Annotated in this window: 22 protein-coding genes, 1 tRNA gene and 1 pseudogene; 18 read left to right on the forward strand and 6 right to left on the reverse strand. The window is 72.3% G+C overall.

The genetic code is table 11. The features are described 5' to 3' along the window. Window positions 1-2,305: Tex family protein (locus ABT381_RS25510; protein ID WP_351598689.1), on the reverse strand; the 2,305-nt coding region annotated here is incomplete at its 3' end. Window positions 2,306-2,466: 161 nt separating this feature from the next. After that, the gene (locus ABT381_RS25515) at window positions 2,467-3,357 is read right to left on the reverse strand and encodes an SCO6745 family protein (protein ID WP_351598691.1); all 891 of its coding nucleotides are present in this window, start codon (window positions 3,355-3,357) and stop codon (window positions 2,467-2,469) included. Window positions 3,358-3,508: 151 nt separating this feature from the next. On the opposite strand from ABT381_RS25515, the gene ABT381_RS25520 reads away from it, so the two are divergent. The 3 genes from ABT381_RS25520 to ABT381_RS25530 all read left to right on the forward strand — a co-directional run bounded on the left by ABT381_RS25520 (window position 3,509) and on the right by ABT381_RS25530 (window position 6,012). Next, a complete protein-coding gene (locus ABT381_RS25520) occupies window positions 3,509-4,471 on the forward strand; it encodes a GlxA family transcriptional regulator (protein WP_351598693.1) in 963 nt (320 codons plus the stop codon). A gap of 20 nt (window positions 4,472-4,491) precedes the next feature. Then, entirely contained in the window at window positions 4,492-5,148 is a 657-nt protein-coding gene (locus tag ABT381_RS25525; RefSeq protein ID WP_351598695.1) for a DJ-1/PfpI family protein, read from the forward strand. A gap of 63 nt (window positions 5,149-5,211) precedes the next feature. Then, window positions 5,212-6,012: a maleylpyruvate isomerase family mycothiol-dependent enzyme gene (locus tag ABT381_RS25530; RefSeq protein ID WP_351598697.1), complete on the forward strand. Its 801-nt coding sequence runs from the start codon at window positions 5,212-5,214 to the stop codon at window positions 6,010-6,012. Window positions 6,013-6,093: 81 nt separating this feature from the next. Here ABT381_RS25530 and ABT381_RS25535 read toward each other — a convergent pair whose 3' ends face one another. Next, window positions 6,094-6,843, reverse strand: coding sequence for an enoyl-CoA hydratase/isomerase family protein (locus ABT381_RS25535; protein WP_351598699.1), 750 nt, complete (start codon window positions 6,841-6,843; stop codon window positions 6,094-6,096). Window positions 6,844-7,111: 268 nt separating this feature from the next. Between ABT381_RS25535 and ABT381_RS25540 the strand changes: the two genes are divergently transcribed. From ABT381_RS25540 to ABT381_RS25550, 3 genes are all read left to right on the forward strand, one after another. Further along, window positions 7,112-8,764, forward strand: a complete 1,653-nt coding sequence (locus tag ABT381_RS25540) for an ABC-F family ATP-binding cassette domain-containing protein (RefSeq protein ID WP_351598701.1) — start codon at window positions 7,112-7,114, stop codon at window positions 8,762-8,764. Between the two features lie 114 nt (window positions 8,765-8,878). Beyond that, window positions 8,879-8,952 (forward strand) — tRNA-Met (locus ABT381_RS25545). A gap of 275 nt (window positions 8,953-9,227) precedes the next feature. Then, window positions 9,228-9,758 (forward strand): ATP-binding protein, encoded by a 531-nt coding sequence (locus ABT381_RS25550; RefSeq protein WP_351598703.1) that lies wholly within the window; start codon window positions 9,228-9,230, stop codon window positions 9,756-9,758. Here ABT381_RS25550 and idi read toward each other — a convergent pair. Both idi and galE read right to left on the reverse strand, forming a co-directional pair. Next, window positions 9,733-10,344: an isopentenyl-diphosphate Delta-isomerase gene (gene idi / locus ABT381_RS25555; protein WP_351598705.1), complete on the reverse strand. Its 612-nt coding sequence runs from the start codon at window positions 10,342-10,344 to the stop codon at window positions 9,733-9,735. The two genes, ABT381_RS25550 and idi, sit on opposite strands and share 26 nt — an antisense overlap. Window positions 10,345-10,475: 131 nt before the next feature. Further along, entirely contained in the window at window positions 10,476-11,486 is a 1,011-nt protein-coding gene (gene galE / locus ABT381_RS25560; protein WP_351598707.1) for a UDP-glucose 4-epimerase GalE, read from the reverse strand. 255 nt (window positions 11,487-11,741) lie between these two features. Between galE and ABT381_RS25565 the strand changes: the two genes are divergently transcribed. The 12 genes from ABT381_RS25565 (at window position 11,742) to shc (ending at window position 25,858) form a co-directional block, all read left to right on the forward strand. Beyond that, on the forward strand, window positions 11,742-13,526 hold the full coding sequence (locus ABT381_RS25565) for a DUF5941 domain-containing protein (RefSeq protein ID WP_351598727.1): 1,785 nt from the start codon (window positions 11,742-11,744) through the stop codon (window positions 13,524-13,526). Continuing rightward, window positions 13,523-14,260, forward strand: coding sequence for a phosphocholine cytidylyltransferase family protein (locus ABT381_RS25570; protein WP_351598709.1), 738 nt, complete (start codon window positions 13,523-13,525; stop codon window positions 14,258-14,260). The genes ABT381_RS25565 and ABT381_RS25570 overlap by 4 nt, the downstream gene beginning before the upstream one ends. Further along, window positions 14,248-15,309, forward strand: coding sequence for an iron-containing alcohol dehydrogenase family protein (locus tag ABT381_RS25575; protein ID WP_351598711.1), 1,062 nt, complete (start codon window positions 14,248-14,250; stop codon window positions 15,307-15,309). The genes ABT381_RS25570 and ABT381_RS25575 overlap by 13 nt, the downstream gene beginning before the upstream one ends. After that, complete coding sequence (locus tag ABT381_RS25580) at window positions 15,287-16,066, forward strand: CDP-alcohol phosphatidyltransferase family protein (protein WP_351598713.1); 780 nt, start codon at window positions 15,287-15,289, stop codon at window positions 16,064-16,066. Before ABT381_RS25575 ends, ABT381_RS25580 begins: the two co-directional genes overlap by 23 nt. A gap of 44 nt (window positions 16,067-16,110) precedes the next feature. Continuing rightward, window positions 16,111-16,956 carry a glycosyltransferase family 2 protein gene (locus tag ABT381_RS25585; protein ID WP_351598729.1) on the forward strand — a complete coding sequence of 282 codons (846 nt, stop codon included), beginning with the start codon at window positions 16,111-16,113 and terminating at the stop codon, window positions 16,954-16,956. Window positions 16,957-17,052: 96 nt separating this feature from the next. Beyond that, window positions 17,053-17,976: an ABC transporter permease gene (locus ABT381_RS25590; RefSeq protein WP_351598715.1), complete on the forward strand. Its 924-nt coding sequence runs from the start codon at window positions 17,053-17,055 to the stop codon at window positions 17,974-17,976. After that, window positions 17,969-18,790, forward strand: a complete 822-nt coding sequence (locus ABT381_RS25595; protein ID WP_467754427.1) for an ABC transporter ATP-binding protein — start codon at window positions 17,969-17,971, stop codon at window positions 18,788-18,790. Before ABT381_RS25590 ends, ABT381_RS25595 begins: the two co-directional genes overlap by 8 nt. Before the next feature lie 368 nt (window positions 18,791-19,158). Further along, a complete protein-coding gene (hpnC, locus tag ABT381_RS25600; RefSeq protein WP_351598717.1) occupies window positions 19,159-20,058 on the forward strand; it encodes a squalene synthase HpnC in 900 nt (299 codons plus the stop codon). Beyond that, window positions 20,055-21,008, forward strand: coding sequence for a presqualene diphosphate synthase HpnD (hpnD, locus tag ABT381_RS25605; protein ID WP_351598719.1), 954 nt, complete (start codon window positions 20,055-20,057; stop codon window positions 21,006-21,008). The genes hpnC and hpnD overlap by 4 nt, the downstream gene beginning before the upstream one ends. 118 nt (window positions 21,009-21,126) lie before the next feature. Continuing rightward, a complete protein-coding gene (hpnE, locus tag ABT381_RS25610; protein ID WP_467754428.1) occupies window positions 21,127-22,590 on the forward strand; it encodes a hydroxysqualene dehydroxylase HpnE in 1,464 nt (487 codons plus the stop codon). Continuing rightward, a complete protein-coding gene (locus tag ABT381_RS25615) occupies window positions 22,587-23,708 on the forward strand; it encodes a polyprenyl synthetase family protein (protein ID WP_467754429.1) in 1,122 nt (373 codons plus the stop codon). The genes hpnE and ABT381_RS25615 overlap by 4 nt, the downstream gene beginning before the upstream one ends. Before the next feature lie 131 nt (window positions 23,709-23,839). Continuing rightward, window positions 23,840-25,858, forward strand: a complete 2,019-nt coding sequence (shc, locus tag ABT381_RS25620) for a squalene--hopene cyclase (protein ID WP_351598725.1) — start codon at window positions 23,840-23,842, stop codon at window positions 25,856-25,858. A gap of 41 nt (window positions 25,859-25,899) precedes the next feature. On the opposite strand, the pseudogene ABT381_RS25625 reads toward shc, so the two are convergent. Then, window positions 25,900-26,020, reverse strand: a pseudogene (locus tag ABT381_RS25625) (glutaminase); the annotation flags it as partial.

Consider the following 26,020-nt stretch of genomic DNA (forward strand, 5'->3'; position numbering starts at 1 on the left):
GCTGCTGCTGCTCGCCGCGCTCTTCGCGCCGTCCGCCGCCACGGCCGCCGCCCTGGCCGCCCTGACCGGCGGCCGCCGTGTGGTCGTCGTCCAGCCGCAGCGTCAGCGAGATCCGCTTGCGCGGAATGTCGACATCGAGCACCTTCACGCGCACGATGTCGCCCGGCTTCACCACGTCACGCGGGTCCTTCACGAACGTCTTCGACATCGCCGAGACATGCACCAGCCCGTCCTGGTGGACGCCGATGTCGACGAAGGCACCGAAGGCGGCGACGTTCGTGACGACGCCCTCCAGCAGCATCCCGGCCTGCAGGTCGCCGATCTTCTCGACGCCCTCCTTGAAGGTCGCCGTCTTGAACTCGGGCCGCGGGTCGCGCCCCGGCTTCTCCAGCTCGCCCAGGATGTCCGTCACCGTCGGCAGGCCGAAGGAGTCGTCCACGAAGTCGGCCGGCTTCAGGGTGCGCAGCACGCCGGTGTTGCCGATCAGCGAGGGCACGTCGCTGCCCGCTGCAGTGACGATCCGCCGCACCACCGGGTACGACTCCGGGTGCACGCTGGAGGCGTCCAGCGGGTCGTCGCCGCCCCGGATGCGCAGGAAGCCCGCGCACTGCTCGTACGCCTTCGGGCCCAGCCGCGCCACGTCCTTGAGCGCCTTGCGGGTACGGAACGGGCCGTTGGCGTCGCGGTGCGCCACGATGTTGTCCGCCAGCCCCGAGCCGATGCCCGACACCCGCGAGAGCAGCGGCGCCGAGGCGGTGTTGACGTCCACGCCCACGCCGTTCACGCAGTCCTCGACCACCGCGTCCAGGGAGCGTGACAGCTTCACCTCGGACAGATCGTGCTGGTACTGACCGACGCCGATCGACTTCGGGTCGATCTTGACGAGCTCGGCCAGCGGGTCCTGGAGGCGGCGCGCGATGGAGACCGCGCCGCGCAGCGACACGTCCAGCTCCGGCAGCTCCTGCGAGGCGAACGCGGAGGCGGAGTACACCGAGGCGCCCGCCTCGGACACCATCACCTTCGTCAGCTTCAGCTCCGGCTGCGCGGCGATCAGGTCGGCGGCCAGCTTGTCCGTCTCGCGCGAGGCCGTGCCGTTGCCGATCGCGATGAGCTCCACGTCGTGCTCACGGGCGAGCTTCGCCAGAGTGGCCAGCGCGGCGTCCCACTTCTGCTGCGGCACGTGCGGGTAGATCGTGTCCGTCGCGGCCACCTTGCCGGTCGCGTCCACGACGGCGACCTTCACGCCCGTACGGAAGCCGGGGTCCAGGCCCATCGTGGCGCGCGTGCCGGCCGGCGCGGCCAGCAGCAGATCGCGGAGGTTCGACGCGAAGACCCGTACCGCCTCGTCCTCGGCGGCCTGGCGCAACCGCAGCCGCAGGTCGATGCCGAGGTGGACCAGGACGCGGGTGCGCCAGGCCCAGCGCACGGTGTCCAGCAGCCAGCCGTCGGCCGCGCGACCGCGGTCGGCGATCCCGAACTTGTGGGCGATCGCCTGCTCGTAGGCCGTCCGGCCCTCGGCCGGCTCGGCCTCCGGCTCCAGCGAGAGGTCGAGGACCTCCTCCTTCTCGCCGCGGAACATCGCCAGGACGCGGTGCGAGGGCAGCTCCGTGAACGGCTCGGCGAAGTCGAAGTAGTCGGCGAACTTGGCGCCCGCCTCCTCCTTGCCCTCGCGGACCTTCGAGGCCACCTGCCCCCGGGTCCACATCCGCTCGCGCAGCTCGCCGATGAGGTCCGCGTCCTCGCTGAACCGCTCGGTGAGGATGGCCCGCGCGCCTTCGAGGGCCGCGGCCGGATCGGCCACGCCCTTGTCCGCGTCCACGAACGCCGCTGCGGCTGCCTGCGGCTCCACCGCCGGGTCGCTCAGGAGCCCGTCCGCGAGCGGCTCCAGACCGGCCTCACGGGCGATCTGAGCCTTCGTCCGCCGCTTGGGCTTGAACGGCAGGTAGATGTCCTCCAGGCGGGCCTTGGACTCCGCGCCCCGGATCTGCGCCTCAAGGGCCGCGTCCAGCTTGCCCTGGGAGCGTACGGACTCCAGTACCGCCGTCCGGCGCTCCTCCAGCTCCCGCAGGTACCGCAGCCGCTCCTCCAACGCGCGCAGCTGCGCGTCGTCGAGCATCTCCGTCGCTTCCTTGCGGTACCGGGCGATGAACGGCACGGTCGAGCCGCCGTCGAGCAGTTCGACCGCGGCCTTCACCTGCCGCTCCCTGACGCCGAGCTCCCCGGCGATCCTGCTCTCGATGGACCCGAGGGCCCCGGCGGCCCCGGGGGCCTGGGTGGGTCCGGTGGACTCGGTGGTTGCCGTCACGATGCTCCCGACCTGCCTTCTCGCGCTGTGCTTGAGCCTGCATTGTGCAGGGTCGCGGCAGAGCCTGTCGCGTGACCCGGGCAGGAGGCCACAGGTGTGACAAGAGGCACGGCACTACAGGGCGGGCCGCCGTACCCCGGCCGCCCGCCCCGGTGCCGGGCTCAGCCCTGGCCGAACAGGTCGGCGGGGAACGCCCCGTTGCCGACCGCGGTGGTGGTGAACTCCGTGGCCAGCTCGGTCAGCCGGGCCACGCCCTCGGCACCGAGGTGCTCGTACGGGGCCGCGTCGAGCCGGTCGGTGGCCTCCTCCAGGTCGGCGCGGAGCTGCGTACCGGCCTCCGTCAGGCCGCCGTCCGCGTCCAGGATGCCGCGCTCGCGCAGCCCGTCGCGCGCGCCCTGCCACTCCTCGGCGGACCAGCCGCGGGTCGCCAGGATCCACTTGGTGCTCATGCCACGGCCGCTGGCGGTGTGCGAGGCCAGCGCCTCCAGGGGGCCCAGGCCGGCGTCGGCGAGCGCGATGAGGTGGCCGTCGCCGCGGTGTTCGCGCAGCAGGGTCGCGGCGTGCCAGTACGCCAGGTGCGGCGCGTCCGGTACGGGCAGGTCGGCGTGGGCGGCGTACAGGGGCCGGGCGTGCCGGGAACACGCCTCGGCGGCGCGCAGCGCGAGCCCTGCGGCCTCGGCCATTCTGTCGGACTCCACCAGCTCGTCGCCCAGCAGCCGGCGCAGCGTGCTGTCGGCCGCGCGCAGCCGCGCGTCGAGCACCTGCTGCGGGCTGACGGTCGCCCAGGCGTCCGGGATGTGCCGGGCGATCAGCTCGTACTTGAAGTTGTAGAACGTCGCGGCGATGACGCCGGGGCCCACCGGGCCCATGGCGGCGGCCCGCCCCAGGAAGTAAGCGGTGCTGCGCTCCTCGATGCCGAGCTTCGCCAGCTCCTCGGGGAAGTCGGGCGAGAAGTACACCGTGGAGTGCAGCGGGTTGATGACGTTGTGGCAGCGTCGTCCGGCGCGGTCGGGCAGCGCGGAGCGGTCCTGCGGGGAAGCCGTTGTGGTCATGGCGGCACGTTACCGACCCGTCGGTATGCCTGGTAGGGCGGGGCGGTGTGAAGAGGGGCCGGGCCGGAAGGACGGGAGGTGCACTCGGCATGGCAGGAAAGGTGGGAAAGTCGTCATTGCCGCCATCCGGCCGCCCGCCCAGGATGGGGCCATGCCACCGCACGACGTACTGGTCGTTCTCTTCGACGACGTCCAGAGCCTGGACGTCACCGGCCCGCTGGAGGTCTTCACGGGCGCGGACCGCTGCGCGCCCGGCGCCTACCGGGTGCGTACCGCCACGCTCGACGGCGGGCCGGTCCGCACCTCCAGCGGCCTGCGGATCACCCCGGACCTCGCGCTGCCGGACGCCGGTCCGCCGGACACCCTCCTGGTGCCGGGCGGAGAGGGCACCCGTGACCCCGACCCGCGGCTCGTCGACTGGCTGCGGGCGCGGGCGCCGCGGGCCCGCCGCAAGGTCTCGGTGTGCTCGGGCGCGTTCCTGCTGGCCGCCGCCGGGCTGCTGGACGGGCACCGCGCCACCACGCACTGGGCGCTGAGCGACGCGCTGGCCGACCGCTTTCCCGGCGTCGACGTCGACGCCGAGCCGATCTTCATCCGGGACGGCGACCTGGCGACGTCCGCCGGCGTCACGTCGGGCATCGACCTCGCGCTGGCCCTCGTGGAGGAGGACCTCGGCCGGGAGGTCGCGCTGACCGTCGCCCGCCATCTCGTCGTCTTCCTGCGCAGACCCGGCAATCAGACGCAGTTCAGCGCCCAGCTCGCCGCGCAGACCGCGGAGCGCCCGCCGCTGCGCGAGGTGCAGCACTGGATCACGGGCAATCCGGCAGCCGACCTCTCCGTCGAGGCGCTGGCGGCCCGCTGCGGGCTCTCACCTCGCCATTTCGCCCGAGCCTTCCGCGACGAAGTCGGCATGACGCCAGGTCGCTATGTCGACAGAGTCCGGCTGGAGGCCGCGCGCCGGCTTCTCGAGGACACCACCGACGGCATCGAACGCGTCTCCCGGCGCTGCGGTTACGGCACCCCCGAAGCCATGCGCCGCGCCTTCGTGCGCGCCCTCGGCGCCGGCCCGGCGGAGTACCGGCGCCGGTTCCGGCCGCACGCGCGGACAAGTTGACCACCTGTGAAAGGAATCTCATGCAGATCGCGATCCTTCTCTACGACCGCTTCACCGCGCTCGACGCCATCGGGCCCTTCGAGACCCTGCGGAGTCTCCCGGGGGCCGAGACCGTGTTCGTGGCCGAGCGCACCGGACCCGTGCGCAACGACAGCGGGCAGCTGGCCATGGTCGCGGAAGCGGCGCTGGACGAGGTGACGAGCCCCGACATCCTGGTCGTGCCGGGCGGTCCCGACCAGTCGGCCCTGCTGACGGACGACGCACTGCTCGACTGGCTGCGTACCGTCGATGCCGCCACCACCTGGACCACGTCCGTCTGTACGGGGTCGCTGCTGCTGGCCGCCGCCGGGCTGCTCAAGGGCCGGCGCGCCACCTCCCACTGGCTCGCGCTCGACCGGCTCAAGGAGTACGGCGTCGAACCCACCGGCGAGCGGGTCGTCTTCGACGGCAAGTACGCGACAGCGGCCGGGGTGTCGTCCGGTATCGACATGGGCCTGAGCCTGCTCGGCCGGCTGGGCGGCGACGAGCTGGCGCAGACGGTGCAGCTGACCATCGAGTACGACCCGCAGCCGCCGTACGACAGCGGCTCCCCGGCGAAGGCCCCGGCCGGCATCGTCGAGCGGCTGCGCGGCGACAGCGGGCTGGTGCCGAAGGGCCGTCCCGCCCCGGCGAACTGACCGCGGTCGGCGCGAACGCCGAGGTCAGCGGGATTGTCAGTGGCGGGGTCTACGGTGCGTTCCATGACCCGACTGCGCTATGACCGACACCGCGCCGAAATCGTGGCGCAGACCGACCTGTTGCGATCCCACATCAAGGGCGCCGACCTCTCGCGGCCGGTGCCCTCCTGCCCCGGCTGGACCGTCAACCAACTGCTGCGCCACCTCGGCGGCGCGCAGCGCTGGGCGGCGGACCTGGTGCGGAGCGGGGCGACCGAGCCGCTGCCCGACGAGCACTTCCGCGATCTCTCCCCGTACGTCGGCGAGGACCCGGCCGAGCTCGACGGCTGGCTCGCCGAGGGCGTCGGGCTGCTCGCGGACGCGCTGCGCGAGGCGGGACCCGACGCGGAGATGTGGACCCCGCTCCCTGGTGACGCCGGGCAGGGCTCGACGTTCTTCGCCCGCCGCTTCACGCACGAGACGGCGATCCACCGGGCCGATGCCGCGCTGGCCCTGGGCGTGGAGTACGTCCTCGACGAGGAGGTGGCGCTGGATGCAGTCGAAGAGTGGCTGGAGCTCGGCTCGCTGCCGGTGATGTTCGAGTACCACCCGGAGCTGCGCGAGCTGCTGGGCCCCGGCCGCACGCTGCACTTCCATGCCACGGACACCGCGCCCGAGGCCGGGGCCGAGTGGGTGGTCGACCTGACGGGGGACGCCATCACCTGGCGCCGGGCGCACGAGAAGGCGGCGGTCGCCGTCCGGGGACCGCTCACCGAGCTGCTGCTGACGATCTACCGCCGCCGGTCACCGCGGGGCGACGGGATACAGGTCATAGGCGACGCGGAGCTGCTGGACTTCTGGCTGGACCGGGTGTCCTTCGGCTGAGCCCCGGGGAGCCGGGGAGCCGGGGAGCCGTGAGGCGCCGGGGGGGCCGGGGGACCGAGGGGGGCCGTCGTCGGCCGGGGCTCACGCCGTCCAGTCGAAGCGCGGCGCCCGGCGCTCCAGGAAGGCGGTGACGCCCTCCGCCGTGTCGCCGCTGCCGCGCGCCTGCTCCTCCCAGTACGCGCTCCGCTCCGCGCTCGCGGGGCCGTCGGCGAACTCCTTCGCCGCCGCCTGGGTCAGCTGCGACCGGCTCGCCAGCACGGCCGCGAAGTCCGCGACCCGCTTGTCCAGCTCACCCTCCGGCAGCACCTCGTCCACGAGCCCGGTGCGCAGCGCCCGCTCACAGCCGATCAACTCACCCGAGAACAGGAGGTACTTGGCGGTCGCCGGACCGACCAGCCGCACCAGCCGCTGTGTGGACGCGGCCGGGTAGACGATGCCCAGCTTCGCCGGCGTGACGCCGAACAGCGCGCCTTCCTCGGCGAACCGCAGGTCGCAGGCTGCCGCCAGCTGGCTGCCGCCGCCCACGCAGTAGCCGCGGATCGCGGCCAGCGACGGCTTGGGGAAGGCGGCGAGCGCCTCCTCGGCGGCCTGCGCGAGGCCCCGGTTCTCGTCCCCCGACTCCCGCAGCGACCCGATGTCCGCGCCCGCGCAGAAGGTGTTCCCCTCGCCGGTCAGCACGAGCACGCGTACGGCCCGGTCCGCGGCCAGCCGCTCCACCAGCTCCGGAACCGCCCGCCACATGCCGGCCGTCATGGCATTCCGCTTGGCGGGATTGCCGATGGTCACGGTCGCGGTGCCGTCACTGACACGCGTGCTGAGCCCTGGGTTCATGGAGGGGATCGTAAAGCGGCACGACCGACCGCGTCCCGACCCGGGGACCGTGATCACCACCACGCCGGGCGCCACGGACCACGTGCCCGGCCGACCGCGCCCGCCGCCCGCACCGACACCGGCCCCGCACAGCCAGGCCCCGCGGCGCCCCGCCCCGCACCCCACCCCCGCATCCCACCCCCGTACCCCGGCCGCGCACGCGGCCCCCGCACCCCGCCCCAATAGCCGCGCGACCCCCCACCCGCCCCGCCGCTACGATCGCCGTCTGATGTCTGCCACCCTCGTTGCCAAGAATCTCGCCGCCGGGCACGGCGACCGCACGCTCTTCTCCGGGCTCGACCTCGTCGTCGCGCCGGGTGAGGTGATCGGGCTGGTCGGTGCCAATGGAGCGGGTAAGTCCACGCTGCTGCGGCTCTTCGCGGGGCTGGACGCCCCGCCGGAGGGCGAGCTGCGGCTGAGCCCCGCCACCGCGACCGTCGGCCACCTCCCGCAGGAGCCCGAGCGGCGCCCCGGGGAGTCCGTGCGCGCCTTCCTCGCCCGCCGCACCGGCGTCGCCGACGCCCAGCTCGCGCTGGACGAGGCCACCCAGGCGCTGGTCGAGGAGAAGCCGGGCGCGGACGACGCGTACGCCGAGGCCCTGGAGCGCTGGCTCGCGCTCGGCGCCGCCGACCTCGACGAGCGGGCCGAGGAGACCGCGGCCCAGCTGGGCCTGGCGGTCGGCCTGGACCAGCCGATGACCTCGCTCTCCGGCGGCCAGGCGGCCCGTGCCTCGCTCGCCTCCCTCCTCCTCTCCCGGTACGACGTCTTCCTGCTCGACGAGCCCACCAACGACCTGGACCTGGACGGCCTGGAGCGGCTGGAGCGGTTCGTGACCGGGCTGCGCGCCGGGACCGTCCTGGTCAGCCACGACCGCGAGTTCCTGACCAGGACCGTGGACCGGGTGGTCGAACTGGACCTGGTCCAGCAGCAGGTGAACACCTTCGGCGGCGGGTACGCCGCGTATCTGGAGGAGCGCGAGCGGGCCCGCCGGCACGCCCGCGAGGAGTACGAGGAGTACGCCGAGACCAGGGCGTCCTTGGAGGCGCGCGCCCACCTCCAGCGCAACTGGATGGAGAAGGGCGTCAAGAACGCCCGCCGCAAGGCTCCCGACAACGACAAGATCGGCCGTAACGCCCGGGTGGAGGCCACCGAGAAGCAGGCCGCCAAGGCCAAGCAGACCCAGCGCATGATCGAGCGGATGGACGTCGTCGAGGAGCCGCGCAAGGAGTGGGAGCTGCGGATGGAGATCGCGGCAGCGCCGCGCTCCGGGGCCGTCGTCGCCACCCTGCGCGGCGCCTGCCTGGACCGCGGCGACTTCCGCTTCGGCCCGGTGGACCTGCAGATCGACTGGGCGGACCGGGTCGCGATCACCGGCCCGAACGGCTCGGGCAAGTCGACACTGCTCGGCGCGCTGCTCGGCCGGCTCCCGCTGGACGAGGGCCAGGCGTATCTGGGGCCGGGCGTGCTCGTCGGGGAGATCGAGCAGGCCCGCGGGCAGCTCTTCCAGGGCCCGGAGGCGGCCGGTGAGCCGCTCCTGGACGCCTTCCGCCGCTCCGTCCCCGAGATGGCGCCGGCGGACGTCCGCACGCTGCTGGCGAAGTTCGGGCTCAAGGCCGGGCACGTGCTGCGCCCGGTGGCCACGCTGTCGCCGGGGGAGCGGACCCGGGCGGCGCTCGCCCTCCTCCAGGGCCGCGGGGTGAACCTCCTCGTACTGGACGAGCCGACCAACCACCTCGACCTCCCGGCGATCGAGCAGCTGGAGTCCGCGCTCGCGTCGTACCAAGGCACGTTGCTGCTGGTCAGCCACGACCGCCGGCTGCTGGACGCCGTGCACACCACGCGGCGGATCGAGGTGGCGGACGGCCGGGTCGCCGAGCGCTGACCGCGCGGGCCCGGCGCGCGGGCCCGCCGGAGGGCGCTGACCGGATGCCGCCGTACGGCGTCCGGTAATGGATTTGGCCCTGTGGCACGGAACCCGTAAGGTTGTGTTCACCGACGCGGGGTGGAGCAGCTCGGTAGCTCGCTGGGCTCATAACCCAGAGGTCGCAGGTTCAAATCCTGTCCCCGCTACTGCCGCAACAGTGCGTGTCAGAGGCCCCTTCCTTCGGGAAGGGGCCTCTGGCGTATGCGCGGGCGGTCCGCGGAGACGGCGCTCCGGTCGGTCCGGGGCGAAGCGGGAGAAAGGCATCCCTTCCCGGCAGTTCTTGAAACGGGAACAAAAGGGTCAGAGTCGATCCCCGGCGTGATCGCAGCGCACAAAAGCGATCGGAAGCTGTCGATAAGTGCTGACTTTTCGTCAGCAGCCCAGTCCGGACGGTGGGATTCCCAACACTCGAAGGGTGAGGATGCCTTCCGGACCCCCAGCCGAACCCCCCGAGGAGCTGACGGCCCCGCTCGCGTGCGAACCCGAGGAGCTGACCGCCCCGCTCGCGTACGAAGGTGTCTGGAGGTTCACCGCTCCGGCACTGGAGTCCTCGGTGCCACAGGCGCGGCACGCGGTACGGGATCTGCTCGGCGACCAGCGCGTGCCCGCGGGGCCCGACATCGTGGACGGCCTGCTACTGATCACGTCCGAGCTGGTCACCAACGCGGTGCAGCACGCGGCCCTGCTCTCCCCGCAGATCACCGTCGAGCTGGCCGTCGGCGCCGACTGGGTGCGGATCGCCGTCGAGGACAACCACCCCTACCGCCCCAAGGCGCTGGAGGCCGACGAGGAGGACCTCGGCGGCCGCGGCCTCTGGCTGATCAAGATGATCACGACGGAGGCCGGCGGGAAGTGCGGCGTGGAACACACGGCGAGCGGCGGCAAGGTCGTATGGGCCGAACTGCCGCTCGCCCAGGTGGCCGCTGCTACCAGCCCGCAGTCGTCCCTGTGAGTTCACGGATCGCCGGGCGCGCCGCGTCCAGCACGGTCATGAACCACACCGAGAACGGCGCCTCGGAGTGCCGCCGGTTCAGCTCGTCCGGCGTCACGAAGGCGTACTCCCCGACCTCCTCGGGGTCCGGCTCCGGAGTGTCCCGGACCAGGCCCACGAAGAGGTGGTTGTACTCCTGCTCGACCAGCCCGGACTCCGGGTCCGGGTGGTTGTAGCGCACGGTGCCGGCCTCGCCGAGCAGCGACGGGGCGATGCCCAGCTCCTCGGCGGTGCGCCGCGCCGCGGCCGCGAAGGGCTTCTCGCCCGGATACGGGTGGCCGCAGGCCGTGTTGGACCACACGCCGGGGGAGTGGTACTTCCCCAGCGCCCGGCGCTGCAGCAGCAGCCGGCCCTGCTCGTCGAAGAGGAAGACGGAGAAGGCCCGGTGCAGCTGCCCGGGCGCCTGATGGGCGGCGAGCTTCTCCGCCGTGCCGATCGTTCTACCGTCCTCGTCCACCAACTCCAGCATGATCGGCTCGGCGGCCGTGTCTGTCGCGGTCATCGCGGCGGCCCCGGTGGTCTGTCCGTTGGCAGGTGTGATCGGCATGCCCATCCTTCGCGTTTTCCTCGGTCCTCGATGGTCAAGTCTGCCCTAGTAGCGCCCGTATCAGGCGTACGGCGACGCCCCGTGTGCGGCGTGGCAGAACGCACGGCGCACAGCAGGGGCCGCGCGCCGTCTCAGGCGGACCGAGCGCCGTCTCGCGTCACCCCACGTGCCTCCGGATGCCGCAGGCACCACCCCTCCCATGCCGACGCGATCATCGCGTCGATGCCGTGCCGCGCGCGCCAGCCCAGCTCCTTGGTGGCCAGCTCGCAGGAGGCGACCACCCGCGCCGGGTCGCCGGCCCGCCGTCCCTCGACGACGGGCGTCAGGTCCGAGCGGCCGCTGATCCCGAGGACGAGGTCCGCCATCTCCCGTACGGAGACGCCCTGGCCGGTGCCGACGTTGAGCGTGAGGTCACCGGGGCTTTCCTGGCCGGTGAGCCGCCGTGCGGCGGCGACGTGCGCGTCGGCCAGGTCCTCGACGTGGATGTAGTCGCGGACGCAGGTGCCGTCGGGGGTGTCGTAGTCGTCGCCGAAGATCAGCGGCGGCTCACCGGCCGTGACCTTCTCGAACATCATCGGGATGATGTTGAAGACCCCGACGTCCGCCAGCTCCGGCGCCGCCGCGCCCGCGACGTTGAAGTACCGCAGGCACGCGGTCGCGATGCCGTGCGCCCGGCCCGCGGCGCGCACCAGCCACTCGCCCGCGAGCTTGGTCTCGCCATAAGGGTTCATCGGCAGGCACGGGGTGTCCTCGGTGACCAGGTCCACATCCGGCATCCCGTAGACCGCCGCCGAGGAGGAGAGCACGAAGCGCTGCACCCCGGCCGCCGCCACCGCCTCCAGCAGCACGGTCAGCCCGTGCACGTTCTCCCGGTAGTACGTCAGCGGCTGCTCCACCGACTCACCGACCTGCTTCTTCGCGGCGAGGTGGATGACGCCGGTCACGCCGTGCTCCGCGAGCGTGGCGTCCACCACGTCACGGTCCTGTACCGAAGCGCGCACCAGCGGCACCCCGGCGGGCAGCCGCTCGGGGAATCCGCTGGAGACGTCGTCCAGTACGACGACCTTCTCTCCCGCCGCCGCCATGGCCCTCGCCACATGCGCGCCGATATAACCCGTCCCACCTGTGATCAGCCATGTCATAACCGGCACCCTAACCAGGGCCGCAGTTGTTCATCGACGGCAAGATCGACCATGATGATCGCGGCAGACGCCACCGCCGGACGGCCACCGCCCGGTGAATGCGTGGTGAACGGCCGCATCCGGCGATCCGATAACCTCTGCCGACGTGCCACCGACCCCTCCGGGGCCCGAGGTGTGCCACGACTGCTGCCCGGGTAGTTCGTACCGAATGCGGACCGGCCGGCGGCCTTGCCAGCATTCAGGGAGTGAATTCGTCTGTCGACCGCAATCCTCACCGGTGCGCCGGTCGCCGGGTCGCCGCTCGAAGGCGACCTGCGCGAGCTGGGCTTCGATGTCCGCAGCGCGGCCGACGCCGCCGAGGCGGCCCGGCTGCTGGCCGAGGTCCCGGCAGGCCGGCGGGTCGCCCTGGTCGACCCGCGGTTCGTCGGCCACCTGCACAGCCTGCGGCTGGCGCTGACCGACCCGCGTTTCCCGGCCGCCGCGGTCACCGGCGCGCTCACGGCGCAGCCCGAGGCGCGCGCCGCGCTCACCCGGGCGCTCGCCACGGCGGGCTCCGCCGACGGGCTCCCGGACGCCGTCGCGGAGACGCTGGACGCCGAGGGCGTATCGGTGCACCGCCCCGAGCTCGGCTCGCTGGTCGCTTCCGTACCCTCCGGCGCACAGCAGCGCCATGAGGCGCGGGCCGCGGTGAGCGCCGTGGACGACGAGGCCGTACGCCTGCGTACCGCGGTGAAGTCCCGCGACGGGTTCTTCACGACGTACTGCATCAGCCCGTACTCCCGCTACCTCGCCCGCTGGTGCGCGCGGCGCGGCCTGACGCCGAACCAGGTCACCACCGCGTCCCTGCTCACCGCGCTGATCGCGGCGGGCTGCGCGGCCACCGGGACCCGCGCCGGCTTCATCGCCGCGGGCCTGCTCCTCCTCTTCTCCTTCGTCCTGGACTGCACCGACGGGCAGCTCGCCCGCTACTCCCTGCAGTACTCGACGATGGGCGCCTGGCTGGACGCGACGTTCGACCGGGCCAAGGAGTACGCGTACTACGCGGGCCTGGCGCTGGGCGCGGCGCGTGGCGGCGATGACGTCTGGGCGCTGGCGCTGGGCGCGATGGTGCTGCAGACGGTCCGGCACGTCGTGGACTTCTCCTTCAACGAGGCGAACCACGACGCCACCGCCAACACCAGCCCGACCGCGGCGCTCTCCGACAAGCTCGACAGCGTCGGCTGGACGGTCTGGGCCCGCCGGATGATCGTGCTGCCCATCGGCGAGCGCTGGGCCCTGATCGCCGTCCTCACGGCCGTCACGACGCCCCGCATCGTCTTCTACGTGCTGCTCATCGGCTGCGCGCTGGCCGGCTGCTACACCACAGCGGGCCGGGTGCTGCGCTCGCTGACCCGCCGCGCGCGCCGTACCGACCGGGCAGCGCAGGCCCTCGCCGACCTCGGCGACTCCGGGCCGCTCGGCGAGGGCTTCGCCGCCGCCTTCAAGGGCGCGGCCCGCAAGCTCCCCGGCTTCGCGGCCCCCGTGATCGCCGCCGTCGGTGCCGCTGTGATGATCGCCACCGCCGCCTTCGCCGGCTGGGGCAGCCCCTGGGTCTGCGTCGCCGCGCTGGTGTACGCCGTACTCTCCGGCCTCGCCGTGGCCCGCCCCCTCAAGGGCGCGCTGGACTGGCTCGTGCCGCCGCTCTTCCGCGTCGGCGAGTACGTCGCGATTCTGGTGATTGCGGCCCGTTCCGAGGTGAACGGGGCGTTGCCGGCGGCATTCGGGCTGGTGGCCGCGGTCGCCTACCATCACTACGACACGGTGTACCGCATCCGCGGCGGCAGCGGCGCGCCTCCGCGCTCTCTGGTGCGGGCGACCGGCGGACACGAGGGCCGTGCCCTCGTGGTCTCGATCGCCGCGGCCGCACTGCCCACCTCAGGTTTCACAATCGCGCTCACGGTCCTCGCGGGGGCCCTGGCGCTGCTGGTGCTCACTGAGAGCATCCGCTTCTGGGTGTCCTCTCATGCACCCGCCGTACACGACGAAGGAGAACCCGCATGATCGGCCTCGTGCTGGCGGCCGGCGCCGGACGGCGTCTGCGTCCCTACACCGACACCCTGCCCAAGGCTCTGGTGCCGGTCGATGGCGACACGACCATTCTGGACCTCACCCTCGGCAACTTCGCCGAGATCGGCCTGACCGAGGTCGGGATCATCGTCGGCTACCGCAAGGAGGCCGTGTACGAGCGCAAGGAGGCCCTGGAGCAGAAGTACGGCCTCAAGCTCACGCTGATCGACAACGACAAGGCCGAGGAGTGGAACAATGCCTACTCCCTGTGGTGCGGCCGTGACGCGATCAAGCACGACGTGATCCTCGCCAACGGCGACACCGTGCACCCGGTCTCCGTCGAGAAGACCCTGCTCGCCGCGCGCGGCGACGGCAAGAAGATCATCCTCGCGCTGGACACGGTCAAGGACCTGGCCGAAGAGGAGATGAAGGTCGTCGTCGACCCCGAGAAGGGCATGACGAAGATCACCAAGCTGATGGACCCCGCCGAGGCGACCGGCGAGTACATCGGCCTGACCCTCATCGAGGGCGAGGCCGCCGACGAGCTGGCCGACGCCCTGAAGACGGTCTTCGAGACGGACCCGCAGCAGTTCTACGAGCACGGCTACCAGGAGCTCGTGAACCGCGGCTTCCGGATCGACGTGGCCCCGATCGGCGACGTCAAGTGGGTCGAGATCGACAACCACGACGACCTCGCGAAGGGCCGTGAAATCGCATGCCAGTACTGACCCGCCTCATCCCGTCCCCGGTCGTCGTTGACATCAACGCGGGCGCGCTGGACGACCTGGCGGGCCTGCTGGCCGATCAGCGCATCTCCGCGTCCGGGAAGCTCGCGATCGCCATCTCCGGCGGTTCGGGCGCCCGGCTGCGGGAGCGGCTGTCCCCCGCGCTGCCCGGCGCGGAGTGGTACGAGGTCGGCGGTGGCACGCTCGACGACGCGATCAAGCTCGCCGACGCCATGAAGAAGGGGCACTACGACGCGGTCGTGGGCCTCGGCGGCGGCAAGATCATCGACTGCGCCAAGTTCGCCGCCGCCCGCATCGGCCTGCCGCTGGTCGCCGTCGCGACGAACCTGTCGCACGACGGCCTGTGCTCGCCGGTCGCCACCCTCGACAACGACGCGGGCCGCGGCTCGTACGGTGTGCCGAACCCGATCGCCGTGGTCATCGACCTCGACATCATCCGCGAGGCCCCCGTACGGTTCGTCCGCTCCGGCATCGGCGACGCGATCTCCAACATCTCCGCTGTCGCGGACTGGGAGCTCTCGCACCGCGAGACCGGCGAGGACATCGACGGGCTGGCCGCCGCCATGGCGCGCCAGGCCGGCGAGGCCGTGCTGCGCCACCCGGGCGGCGTCGGCGACGACAAGTTCCTCCAGGTGCTGGCCGAGGGCCTGGTCCTCACCGGCATCTCGATGTCCGTCGCGGGCGACAGCCGGCCGGCCTCCGGGGCCTGCCACGAGATCAACCACGCGTTCGACATCCTCTTCCCCAAGCGGGCTGCGAGCCACGGCGAGCAGTGCGGCCTCGGTGCCGCGTTCGCCACGCACCTGCGCGGGGACAAGGAGACGTCCGCGCTGATGGTCCAGGTGCTGCAGCGGCACGGCCTGCCGGTCACGCCGGGCGAGATCGGTTTCACGGACGAGGAGTTCGTGCAGGTCGTGGAGTTCGCCCCGAAGACCCGCCCCGGTCGCTACACGATCCTGGAACACCTGGACCTGTCCGCCGATCAGATCAGGGACGCATACGCCGACTATGCCAAAACCATCGGTAGCTGAACTCCGGCCGGTCGTTCACCCGGAGGGGGTGAAGGACCGGCGGAGCGGTGAGCACTGGGGCGGCCGGCTCTACATGCGCGAGATCTCGCTGCGCATCGACCGGCACCTGGTGAACACGCGGGTCACGCCCAACCAGCTGACCTACGTGATGACCGCCGCCGGCGCCCTCGCCGCCCCGGCCCTCCTGGTGCCGGGCATCACGGGCGCCGTGCTCGGCGTGGTGATGGTCCAGCTCTATCTGCTGCTCGACTGCGTCGACGGCGAGATCGCCCGCTGGAAGAAGCAGTACTCGATGGCCGGGGTGTACCTGGACCGTGTCGCCGCCTACCTGTGCGACGCCGCGGTCCTGGTCGGCTTCGGCCTGCGCGCCGCCGACCTGTTCGGCTCCGGGCGGATCGACTGGCTGTGGGCCTTCCTCGGTACGCTCGCGGCCCTCGGCGCCATCCTGGTCAAGGCCGAGACCGACCTCGTCGGCGTCGCCCGCCACCAGGCCGGGCTGCCGCCGGTCAAGGAGGCGGCGTCCGAGCCGCGCTCGTCCGGCATGGCGCTGGCCCGCAAGGCCGCCGGGGCGCTGAAGTTCCACCGGCTGATCCTCGGGATCGAGGCGTCCCTGCTGATCCTGGTCCTGGCGATCCTGGACGCGGTCAGGGGCGATCTGTTCTTTTCGCGGCTCGGCGTCGCCGTGCTGGCCGGCATCGCGCTCGTCCAGACGCTGCTCCACCTCGTGTCCATCCTGGCTTCAAGCAGGCTCAAGTGACCCAGACTCCACAGAACCTGAAGCTCGGCGCGGTCGTCCTCACCATGGGCAACCGCCCCGAGGAGCTGCGCGCGCTCCTCGACTCCGTCGCCAAGCAGAACGGCGACGCGATCGAGGTGGTGGTCGTCGGCAACGGCTCGCCGCTGCCGGAGCTCCCCGAGGGCGTACGGACGGTGGAGCTGCCGGAGAACGTCGGCATCCCGGCGGGCCGGAACGTCGGCATCGAGGCGTTCGGCCCCGCCGGGGCAGACAAGGACGTCCTGCTCTTCCTGGACGACGACGGCCTGCTCGCCAATATGGACACCGCCGAGCTGTGCCGCGAGGCGTTCGCCCGCGACCCGAAGCTGGGGATCATCAGCTTCCGCATCGCGGACCCGGACACCGGGGAGACCCAGCGCCGCCACGTACCGCGGCTGCGCGCGGCCGACCCGCTGCGCTCCTCCCGCGTGACGACCTTCCTCGGCGGTGCGAACGCGGTCCGCACGAAGGTCTTCGACGAGGTCGGCGGTCTGCCCGACGACTTCTTCTACGCGCACGAGGAGACCGACCTCGCCTGGCGGGCCCTGGACGCGGGCTGGATGATCGACTACCGCGCCGACATGGTCCTGCTGCACCCGACCATGGCCCCCACCCGGCACGCCGTCTACCACCGGATGGTGGCGCGCAATCGGGTGTGGCTGGCGCGCCGCAACCTGCCCGCTCCGCTGGTCCCGGTCTACCTCGGGGTATGGCTGCTGCTGACGCTGGCCAGGCGCCCGTCCCTGCCGGGGCTGCGGGCCTGGCTGGGCGGTTTCAAGGAGGGCTGGACCACGTCGTGCGGCCCCAGGCGTCCCATGAAGTGGCGTACCGTGTGGCGCCTGACCCGACTGGGCCGTCCGCCGGTCATCTGACAAGCTCGGTCGGAGAGCAGCATCCGGCGCGACCCGGGGGTACTCAGAGCCTGAGGCACCCCCGGGAAGCGCACCTTGAGGACGAAAGTGTCAACTGTGAGCGAGACCAGGCACGACAGTGCGGTCGCCATGAATGCCCCGCGGGCCCCCGAAGGCGGGCTCGCGCCGGTGCAGCTGGCCCAGAAGTACGGGCTGACGCAGAGCGGCGCCCGGCCGAGCCTGCCGGAGTACGTCCGGCAGCTGTGGCAGCGCCGTCACTTCATCTCGGCCTTCTCCAGCGCCAAGCTGACCGCCCAGTACAGCCAGGCCAAGCTGGGCCAGCTGTGGCAGGTGGCCACGCCGCTGCTGAACGCGCTGGTCTACTACTTGATCTTCGGTCTGCTGCTCGGCACCAGCCGGGGCGTGCCGGACTTCGTGCCCTTCCTGGTGACGGGCGTCTTCATCTTCACGTTCACGCAGAGCTCGGTGCTGGCGGGGACGCGGGCGATCTCGGGCAATCTCGGCCTGGTGCGGGCGCTGCATTTCCCGCGCGCCTGCCTGCCGATTTCCTTCTGTCTGATGCAGCTCAAGCAGCTGATGTTCTCCATGGGCGTGCTCGTGGTGATCCTGCTGGCGTTCGGGCAGGTGCCGGGCTGGTCGTGGCTGCTGGCGATTCCGGCGCTGTGTCTGCAGTTCGTCTTCAACACCGGTCTCGCGATGATCATGGCGCGGCTGGGCAGCAAGACCCCGGACCTCGCGCAGCTGATGCCGTTCATCCTGCGCACCTGGATGTACGCCTCCGGCGTGATGTACAGCATCGACCACATCCTGCAGACCAAGCACGTCCCCGGTGCGATCCGGTTCCTGCTGGATGTGAATCCGGGCGCGGTCTACATCGACCTGGTGCGGTTCTCCCTGATCGACTCCTTCAACACCCTCCCGCAGCATGTGTGGGCGCTGGCGCTGGGCTGGGCGGTCGTGATGGGCGCGGCGGGCTTTGTGTACTTCTGGAAGGCGGAGGAGCGGTACGGCCGTGGCTGAGCAGCAGAAGACCGACCTGGAGCAGCCGGCGGTGCAGGACGCCGCGACCGCGGAGGAGCGCATCCCGACCGTCATCGCGGATGATCTGCACATCGTGTACCGGGTCTATGGCACCGGCGCGGGCCGGGGCAGTGCCACCGCGGCGCTGAACCGGATCGTGCGCCGCAAGCCCTCCACCGGGGTGCGGGAGGTGCACGCGGTCAAGGGCGTGACCTTCACCGCCTACCGGGGCGAGTCGATCGGCCTGATCGGCACCAACGGCTCGGGCAAGTCCACCCTGCTCAAGGCGGTGGCGGGCCTGCTGCCGGCCGAGCGCGGCCATGTCTACACGCACGGCCAGCCCTCGCTGCTGGGGGTGAACGCGGCGCTGATGAACGACCTGACCGGCGAGCGCAACGTCATCCTGGGCGGACTGGCCATGGGCATGACTCGCGAGCAGGTCCGCGAGCGCTACCAGGGCATCGTCGACTTCTCCGGCATCAACGAGAAGGGCGACTTCATCTCCCTGCCGATGCGCACGTACTCCTCCGGCATGGCCGCCCGCCTGCGGTTCTCCATCGCCGCGGCCAAGGACCACGACGTCCTGATGATCGACGAGGCCCTCGCGACCGGCGACCGCAAGTTCCAGAAGCGCTCCGAGGCCCGCATCCGCGAGCTGCGCAAGGAGGCCGGCACGGTCTTCCTGGTCAGCCACAACAACAAGTCCATCCGGGACACCTGCGACCGGGTGCTGTGGCTGGAGAAGGGCGAGCTCCTCATGGACGGCCCCACGGACGACGTGATCAAGGCATACGAGAAGGAAACGGGCAAGTAGCCCCGTATCCGGAGAGAAGGCCCCCGCGCGTCCGGGCGCGGGGGCCTTCGATGTTGAAGAAATGGTCAACTCTGGCCGCAGGCGGAACAGTTGTCCGCCCGGCGGAGTTGTCCGGATCGTTGCTCCATGGTTCGGCACCCCCTCGGACGGGCGTGAGATGTACGGCGTAAGCTGTACGGGTGCGGAACGGCACATGTGGTACAAGTCGGGCAATATGGTCCGACGGCGGCGATGAGCGCCCTGATCGGACGGGTTGCGCGTGCGGCGTGTCCGAAATATGAAGTTTTAGCGTGGCGGTGTAGAACGGGAGACGTGACGGCAATGGCTACGGGATCTCTCCGGCTCCGGAACGCGCCGGGCAGCCTCCGGTGAGCCCGGAGCCTGTCGCGCCCGAGCGCGCCGTTCTGGACAAGGCCGCGCACGAGAACTTCCCCGTCGCGCCGTTCTTCCTGCCCCGCGCCTGGCGCGCCGACCTGATGGCCGTCTACGGATTCGCACGTCTGGTCGACGACATCGGCGACGGCGACCTCGCACCGGGCGGCGGCGACGCGGTACTGCTCGGCCTCGACCGTTCGCAGGCCGACGAACGTACCGCCCTGCTCGACGCGCTGGACGCCGACCTGCGCCGGGTCTACAGCGACCGGGCGCCGGGCCCCCGGCACCCCCTCATGCGCCGCCTCGGCCCGACCGTACGACGCTGCGGGCTGAGCCCCGGGCCGTTCGAGCGCCTGATCGAAGCCAATCGGCAGGACCAGCGCGTCGGTCGCTACGAGAGCTACGCGGACCTGCTGGACTACTGCGAACTGTCCGCCAACCCCGTGGGCCGGCTGGTCCTGGGCATCACGGGCACGACCACGCCCGAGCGGGTCCGCCGTTCGGACGCCATCTGCACCGCCCTTCAGATCGTCGAACACCTCCAGGACGTCTCCGAGGACCTGCGGAGAGACCGCATCTATCTGCCCGCCGAGGACATGAAGCGCTTCGGCGTCACCGAATCCGACCTGGCCGCCCCGAGAGGGGGCGCACCCGCGCGCGCACTGTTTGCATTCGAAGCCGAACGCGCCGGTGAGCTGCTGAATGAAGGTGCCCCGCTGGTGGGTAGCGTCCACGGCAGACTCAAGCTGCTGCTCGCCGGCTTCGTCGCCGGCGGACGCGCCGCCCTCCAGGCGGTGGCGGCCGCCGATCACGACGTCCTCCCTGGACCGCCCAAGCCCAGCAAGCTCGGTCTGCTGCGCGCGGTAGGGGCGACACTGCGAAGAGAGGGGTGAGTCGGACCGTGGAGGCAATCGCACACGCGTCCGCGCCGGTGCTCGCTGCGTACCGCTACTGCGAGGCCGTTACCGGGCAGCAGGCGCGTAACTTCGCTTACGGAATCCGGCTGTTGCCCGCCGACAAGCGCCAGGCCATGTCGGCGCTGTACGCGTTCTCGCGCCGGGTGGACGACATCGGCGACGGCGCGCTGGCGCCGGCCGAGAAGGAGCAGCGGCTCGCGGACACCCGCGGCCTGCTGGCGCGCATCAAGGACGGCCGGGTCGCGGAGGACGACACCGACCCGGTGGCGGTCGCGCTCGCGGACGCCGCGCGCCGCTTCCCGCTCCCGCTGGACGGCCTGGACGAGCTGATCGACGGCGTCCTGATGGACGTGCACGGCGAGACGTACGCGACCTGGGACGACCTCAAGGGCTACTGCCGCTGCGTCGCCGGGGCCATCGGGCGGCTCTCGCTCGGCGTGTTCGGCACCGTGCCCGGCGCGCCGGAGGCCGACCGCGCCCCCGAGTACGCCGATACGCTGGGGCTCGCCCTGCAGCTGACCAACATCCTCCGGGACGTGCGGGAGGACGCGGCCAACGGCCGTACGTACCTCCCCGCCGAGGACCTGGAGAAGTTCGGCTGCGCCGCGGGCTTCCACGGCTCCGTCCCGCCCGCGGGCGCGGACTTCACCGGGCTCGTCCACTTCGAAGTACGCCGGGCCCTCGCCCTGTTCGCCGAGGGCTTCCGGCTGCTGCCCATGCTGGACCGGCGCAGCGGCGCCTGCGTCGCCGCCATGGCCGGGATCTACCACCGGCTGCTCCGCCGCATCGCCGACGATCCCGAGGCGGTGCTGCGCGGCCGGGTCTCGCTGCCCGGCCATGAGAAGGCGTTCGTGGCCGTCCGCGGCCTCTCCGGGCTCGACGCGCGGGCGATCGGCCGCCGGCAGGCCGTCAGGAGGCGCGCATGACACGCCGAGCGAGCCGGAGCACGTCCGCGCAGGTACACGCCGTGCGACGGTCCCGGGAGCGGCGGGCAACCCCGTGGCGTACTGCTGCGTCCATGACAGCGGCATCCCGGGAGGACGCATGACTTCCGCCGACACACGGCCGGCCACGCACGTCACCGCGGGCGCCTCCAGCGACGGGGGCGCCACCGCGGTCGTCGTCGGCGGCGGCCTCGCGGGCACCACGGCGGCCCTCGCGCTCGCCGACGCCGGGCTGCGCGTCACCCTCGTCGAGGGCCGGCCCCGGCTGGGCGGCCTCGCCTTCTCCTTCCGCCGCGACTCCGCGGCCGGCGAGCTGAGCGTGGACAACGGCCAGCACGTCTACCTGCGCTGCTGCACCGCCTACCGGGACTTCCTGGAGCGCGTCGGCGGCGCGCACCTGATGCCGATTCAGGACCGACTGGACGTGCCGGTGCTGGACGCCGACCCGGCGCGCGCCGCGACGGGCATGCGCCTGGGCCGGTTGCGCCGCACCGCCCTGCCCGTGCCGCTGCACCTCGCCGCGAGCCTGGCCGGTTACCCGCACCTCTCGCTCGCCGAGCGCGCCTCCGTGGGCCGGGCCGCGCTCGCCCTGAAGGCCCTGGACCCGGCCGACCCCGCGCTGGACCGCATCGACTTCGCGAGCTGGCTCGCCCGGCACGGCCAGTCACCGCGTGCCGTCGAGGCGCTGTGGGACCTGGTCGGCGTCGCCACGCTGAACGCCCGCGCCGCCGACGCCTCTGCCGGGCTCGCCGCCATGGTCTTCAAGACCGGCTTGCTCTCCGACCCCGGGGCCGCCGACATCGGCTGGTCCCGCGTCCCGCTCGGCGAGGTCCACGACACGCTCGCCCGGGCCGCGCTGGAGAGGGCCGGGGTGCGCGTGGAGACCCGTACGCGGGCGAGCGCGCTCACGCGCACCGACGAGCGGCGCTGGCAGGTCACCGTCGAGAACGGCCCGCACAGCCAGGAGCAGCTGGCCGCCGACACGGTCGTACTGGCCCTGCCGCAGCGCGAGGCGCACGGCCTCCTGCCGCCCGGCGCGCTGGCCCGTCCCGACCGGCTGCTGGACATCGGTACGGCTCCGATCCTCAACGTGCACGTGCTCTACGACCGCAAGGTCCTGCGCCGCCCGTTCTTCGCGACGCTCGGCTCGCCGCTGCAGTGGGTCTTCGACCGCACGGACGCGTCCGGGCTGCAGGGCGGCGGGCAGTACCTCGCCGTCTCGCAGTCCGCTGCGCAGGACGAGATCGACCTGCCGGTCGGCGTGCTGCGCGAGCGGTATCTTCCGGAGCTCGCGCGGGTGCTGCCCGCCGCGCGGGGCGCGAAGGTCCGCGACTTCTTCGTCACCCGCGAGCGCACCGCGACGTTCGCCCCCGCACCGGGCGTCGGCCGTCTCAGGCCCGCCGCCCGCACCCAGTCCGCCGGCCTGTACCTGGCCGGTTCGTGGACCGCCACAGGGTGGCCCGCGACCATGGAAAGCGCTGTTCGCAGCGGCACCAGTGCCGCACGCGAGGCACTCACCGAACTCGGCTTCCCCCAGGGATCACTGCCCCAGGAGGCGGCATGACTACGAGTACGCGCGCTCGCACGAGCACGAGCACCGGAAACAGAGGAGAAACCGTGCACCCGGCTTCCCCAGTAATCGACACCGAGGGCGTCACCGCACTCCTGGAGCGCGGGCGCAGGCTCGCCACTCCGGTGCTGCGGGCCGCCGTTGACCGGCTCGCGCCTCCCATGGACACCGTAGCCGCGTACCACTTCGGCTGGATCGACGCCGCGGGTGCGCCGTCGGCGGGCGACGGCGGCAAGGCCGTACGCCCCGCGCTCGCGCTGCTCTCGGCGGAGGCTGCGGGCGCCGCGCCGGAGGTCGGCATCCCCGGTGCCGTCGCCGTGGAGCTCGTGCACAACTTCTCGCTGCTGCACGACGACCTGATGGACGGCGACGAGCAGCGCCGGCACCGCGACACCGTCTGGAAGGTGCACGGACCCGCCCAGGCCATCCTGGTCGGTGACGCGCTCTTCGCACTCGCCAACGAGATACTGCTGGAACTGGGGACCGTGGACGCCGGGCGCGCGGCGCGCCGGCTCACCCTCGCCACCCGCAAGCTGATCGACGGCCAGGCCCAGGACATCTCCTACGAGCACCGCGACCGGGTCACCGTCGCGGAGTGCCTGGAGATGGAGGGCAACAAGACCGGCGCGCTGCTGGCCTGCGCCGTCTCCATCGGCGCGGTGCTCGGCGGCGCCAGTGACCGCACCGCCGACATCCTGGAGAAGTACGGCTACCACCTCGGCCTCGCCTTCCAGGCCGTCGACGACCTGCTCGGCATCTGGGGCGACCCGGACGCCACCGGCAAGCAGACCTGGTCCGACCTGCGGCAGCGCAAGAAGTCGCTGCCGGTCGTCGCCGCCCTGGACGCGGGCGGCCCGGCATCCGAGAAGCTCGCCCGCATCCTGGCCGCCGACGCCAAGAAGAGCGAGACCGAGATCGCCGATTTCACGGAGGCGGAATTCGCCTCCCGCGCGGCTCTCATCGAGGAGGCCGGTGGCCGCGAGTGGACCTCGGAGGAGGCCCGCCGCCAGCACGCCACCGCGATCGCCGCACTCGACGAGATCGATATGCCCGAAGAGGTCCGCGGCCAGCTCGTCGCCCTCGCGGACTTCGTCGTCGTACGGAAGAGATGATCACGATTACACCGAACTAGTTCGCAGTCGCCGGCCGGTGCCGGCCGCCCTCGGTACGCCATACCGGGGGCCCGGCACCGGCCGACGGAAGCCCCATGCATTCGTCTTTGATTACTGCAGAAGGGGAAGCCATGACAGCGACGACCGACGGAAGCACCGGGGCGGCCCTGCCGGCCCGGGCACCCTCGGCCAGCGATGCCACCGCTGAGACCACCCACCGGAGCCCCGCGGCCCCGCCCCCGGCGCCCGACGACCCGACGGGCGCGGCGCGGCAGGCGACCGCCCGGGCCACCGAATACCTCCTCTCCCTCCAGGACCCCGCAGGCTGGTGGAAGGGCGACCTCGACACCAACGTGACGATGGACGCCGAGGACCTGATGCTCCGCCAGTTCCTGGGCATCAGCGACCCGAAGACCACCGAGGCCGCCGCCCGCTTCGTACGCGGCGAGCAGCGCGACGACGGCACCTGGGCCAGCTTCTACGGCGGCCCCGGAGAGCTCTCCACCACCATCGAGGGCTATGTCGCCCTCCGCTTGGCCGGCGACCGGCCCGACGACCCGCACATGGCCAGGGCGTCCGCCTGGATCCGCGCACAGGGCGGCATCGCGGCCTCCCGCGTCTTCACCCGCATCTGGCTGGCCCTCTTCGGCTGGTGGAAGTGGGAGGACCTGCCCGAGCTGCCGCCCGAGCTCATCGCCTTCCCGAAGTGGTTCCCGCTCAACATCTACGACTTCGGCTGCTGGGCCCGGCAGACCATCGTCCCGCTGACGATCGTCTCCGCCCACCGGCCCGTGCGCCCCGCGCCGTTCGCCCTGGACGAGCTGCACACCGACCCGCGCCACCCGAACCCACCGCGGCCGCTCGCCCCCGTCACCACCTGGGACGGCGTCTTCCAGCGCCTGGACGCGGCGCTGCACGTCTACCGCAAGGTCGCGCCGCGCCGGCTGCGCCGCAGCGCCATGCGCACCGCGGCGCGCTGGATCATCGAGAGGCAGGAGAACGACGGCTGCTGGGGCGGTATCCAGCCGCCCGCTGTCTACTCGGTCATTGCGCTGCACCTCCTGGGCTACGACCTGGACCACCCCGTGCTCCGCGAGGGCCTGGCCTCCCTGGACCGCTTCGCCGTCTGGCGCGAGGACGGCGCCCGGATGATCGAGGCCTGCCAGTCCCCGGTCTGGGACACCTGCCTCGCCACCATCGCGCTCGCCGACGCCGGACTGCCCCGCGACCACCCGCAGCTGGTCAAGGCCGCCGACTGGATGCTGGACGAGCAGATCGACCGGCCCGGCGACTGGGCCGTGCGCCGGCCGCGGCTGCCCTCCGGCGGCTGGGCCTTCGAGTTCGAGAACGACAACTACCCGGACATCGACGACACCGCCGAGGTCGTCCTCGCGCTGCGCCGCGTCGAGCACCCCGACCCGCAGCGCGTCGAGGACGCCGTACGCCGCGCCGTGCGCTGGAATCTCGGCATGCAGTCCCGCGACGGGGCCTGGGGCGCCTTCGACGCCGACAACACCAGTCCCTTCCCCGACCGGCTGCCCTTCTGCGACTTCGGCGAGGTCATCGACCCGCCGTCGGCCGACGTCACCGCGCACGTCGTGGAGATGGCGGCGGACGTCGGCGCCACCCACGACCCGCGCGTGCGGCGCGGCATCGAATGGCTGCTGGCCGAGCAGGACCCGACCGGCGCGTGGTTCGGCCGCTGGGGCACCAACTTCATTTACGGCACGGGGTCCGTGCTGCCCGCGCTCGTCGCGGCCGGCATCCCCGCCTCGCACCCCGCGATCCGCCGCGCGGTCTCCTGGCTCGAGAGCGTGCAGAACGACGACGGGGGCTGGGGCGAGGACCAGCGCTCCTACAAGGACCGCGACTGGATCGGGCGCGGCGCCTCGACCGCCTCGCAGACCGGCTGGGCGCTGATGGCGCTGCTCGCGGCCGGCGAGCGGGAGAGCGGGGCCGTGGCGCGCGGCGTGCAGTGGCTGGCCGCCACGCAGCGCCCCGACGGGTCCTGGGACGAGCCGTACTTCACCGGTACCGGCTTCCCCTGGGACTTCTCGATCAACTACCACCTCTACCGGCAGGTCTTCCCGCTCACGGCCCTGGGCCGCTATCTGGGCGGCGGTCCGGCCGGAGCGGCCGTGAGGTCCTAGATGACCGACTCGGACGGCCCGTCCCCGGGCCCGCCGCCACCGCTGCTGGTCGCCTGCGCGCTCGGCATCGAGCCCCAGATGCTCTGGTCCTCCTGGGCCAGCACGAGGGCCAGGGAGAACGCCTTGGAGATGGACTGCACGGAGAACGGGACCTCCCAGTCC

The sequence above is a fragment of the Streptomyces sp. NPDC000151 genome (assembly GCF_040301705.1).
Taxonomy (GTDB): domain Bacteria; phylum Actinomycetota; class Actinomycetes; order Streptomycetales; family Streptomycetaceae; genus Streptomyces.

Bases quoted from the DNA above. Each gene is read 5' to 3' on its own strand.
- ABT381_RS25515 (WP_351598691.1), bottom strand. From the start codon at position 3,357: ATGACCACAACGGCTTCCCCGCAGGACCGCTCCGCGCTGCCCGACCGC.
- ABT381_RS25520 (WP_351598693.1), top strand. From the start codon at position 3,509: ATGCCACCGCACGACGTACTGGTCGTTCTCTTCGACGACGTCCAGAGC.
- ABT381_RS25525 (WP_351598695.1), top strand. From the start codon at position 4,492: ATGCAGATCGCGATCCTTCTCTACGACCGCTTCACCGCGCTCGACGCC.
- ABT381_RS25530 (WP_351598697.1), top strand. From the start codon at position 5,212: ATGACCCGACTGCGCTATGACCGACACCGCGCCGAAATCGTGGCGCAG.
- ABT381_RS25535 (WP_351598699.1), bottom strand. From the start codon at position 6,843: ATGAACCCAGGGCTCAGCACGCGTGTCAGTGACGGCACCGCGACCGTG.
- ABT381_RS25540 (WP_351598701.1), top strand. From the start codon at position 7,112: ATGTCTGCCACCCTCGTTGCCAAGAATCTCGCCGCCGGGCACGGCGAC.
- ABT381_RS25550 (WP_351598703.1), top strand. From the start codon at position 9,228: ATGCCTTCCGGACCCCCAGCCGAACCCCCCGAGGAGCTGACGGCCCCG.
- idi (WP_351598705.1), bottom strand. From the start codon at position 10,344: ATGCCGATCACACCTGCCAACGGACAGACCACCGGGGCCGCCGCGATG.
- galE (WP_351598707.1), bottom strand. From the start codon at position 11,486: ATGACATGGCTGATCACAGGTGGGACGGGTTATATCGGCGCGCATGTG.
- ABT381_RS25570 (WP_351598709.1), top strand. From the start codon at position 13,523: ATGATCGGCCTCGTGCTGGCGGCCGGCGCCGGACGGCGTCTGCGTCCC.
- ABT381_RS25575 (WP_351598711.1), top strand. From the start codon at position 14,248: ATGCCAGTACTGACCCGCCTCATCCCGTCCCCGGTCGTCGTTGACATC.
- ABT381_RS25580 (WP_351598713.1), top strand. From the start codon at position 15,287: ATGCCAAAACCATCGGTAGCTGAACTCCGGCCGGTCGTTCACCCGGAG.
- ABT381_RS25585 (WP_351598729.1), top strand. From the start codon at position 16,111: ATGGGCAACCGCCCCGAGGAGCTGCGCGCGCTCCTCGACTCCGTCGCC.
- hpnE (WP_467754428.1), top strand. From the start codon at position 21,127: ATGACTTCCGCCGACACACGGCCGGCCACGCACGTCACCGCGGGCGCC.
- ABT381_RS25615 (WP_467754429.1), top strand. From the start codon at position 22,587: ATGACTACGAGTACGCGCGCTCGCACGAGCACGAGCACCGGAAACAGA.
- shc (WP_351598725.1), top strand. From the start codon at position 23,840: ATGACAGCGACGACCGACGGAAGCACCGGGGCGGCCCTGCCGGCCCGG.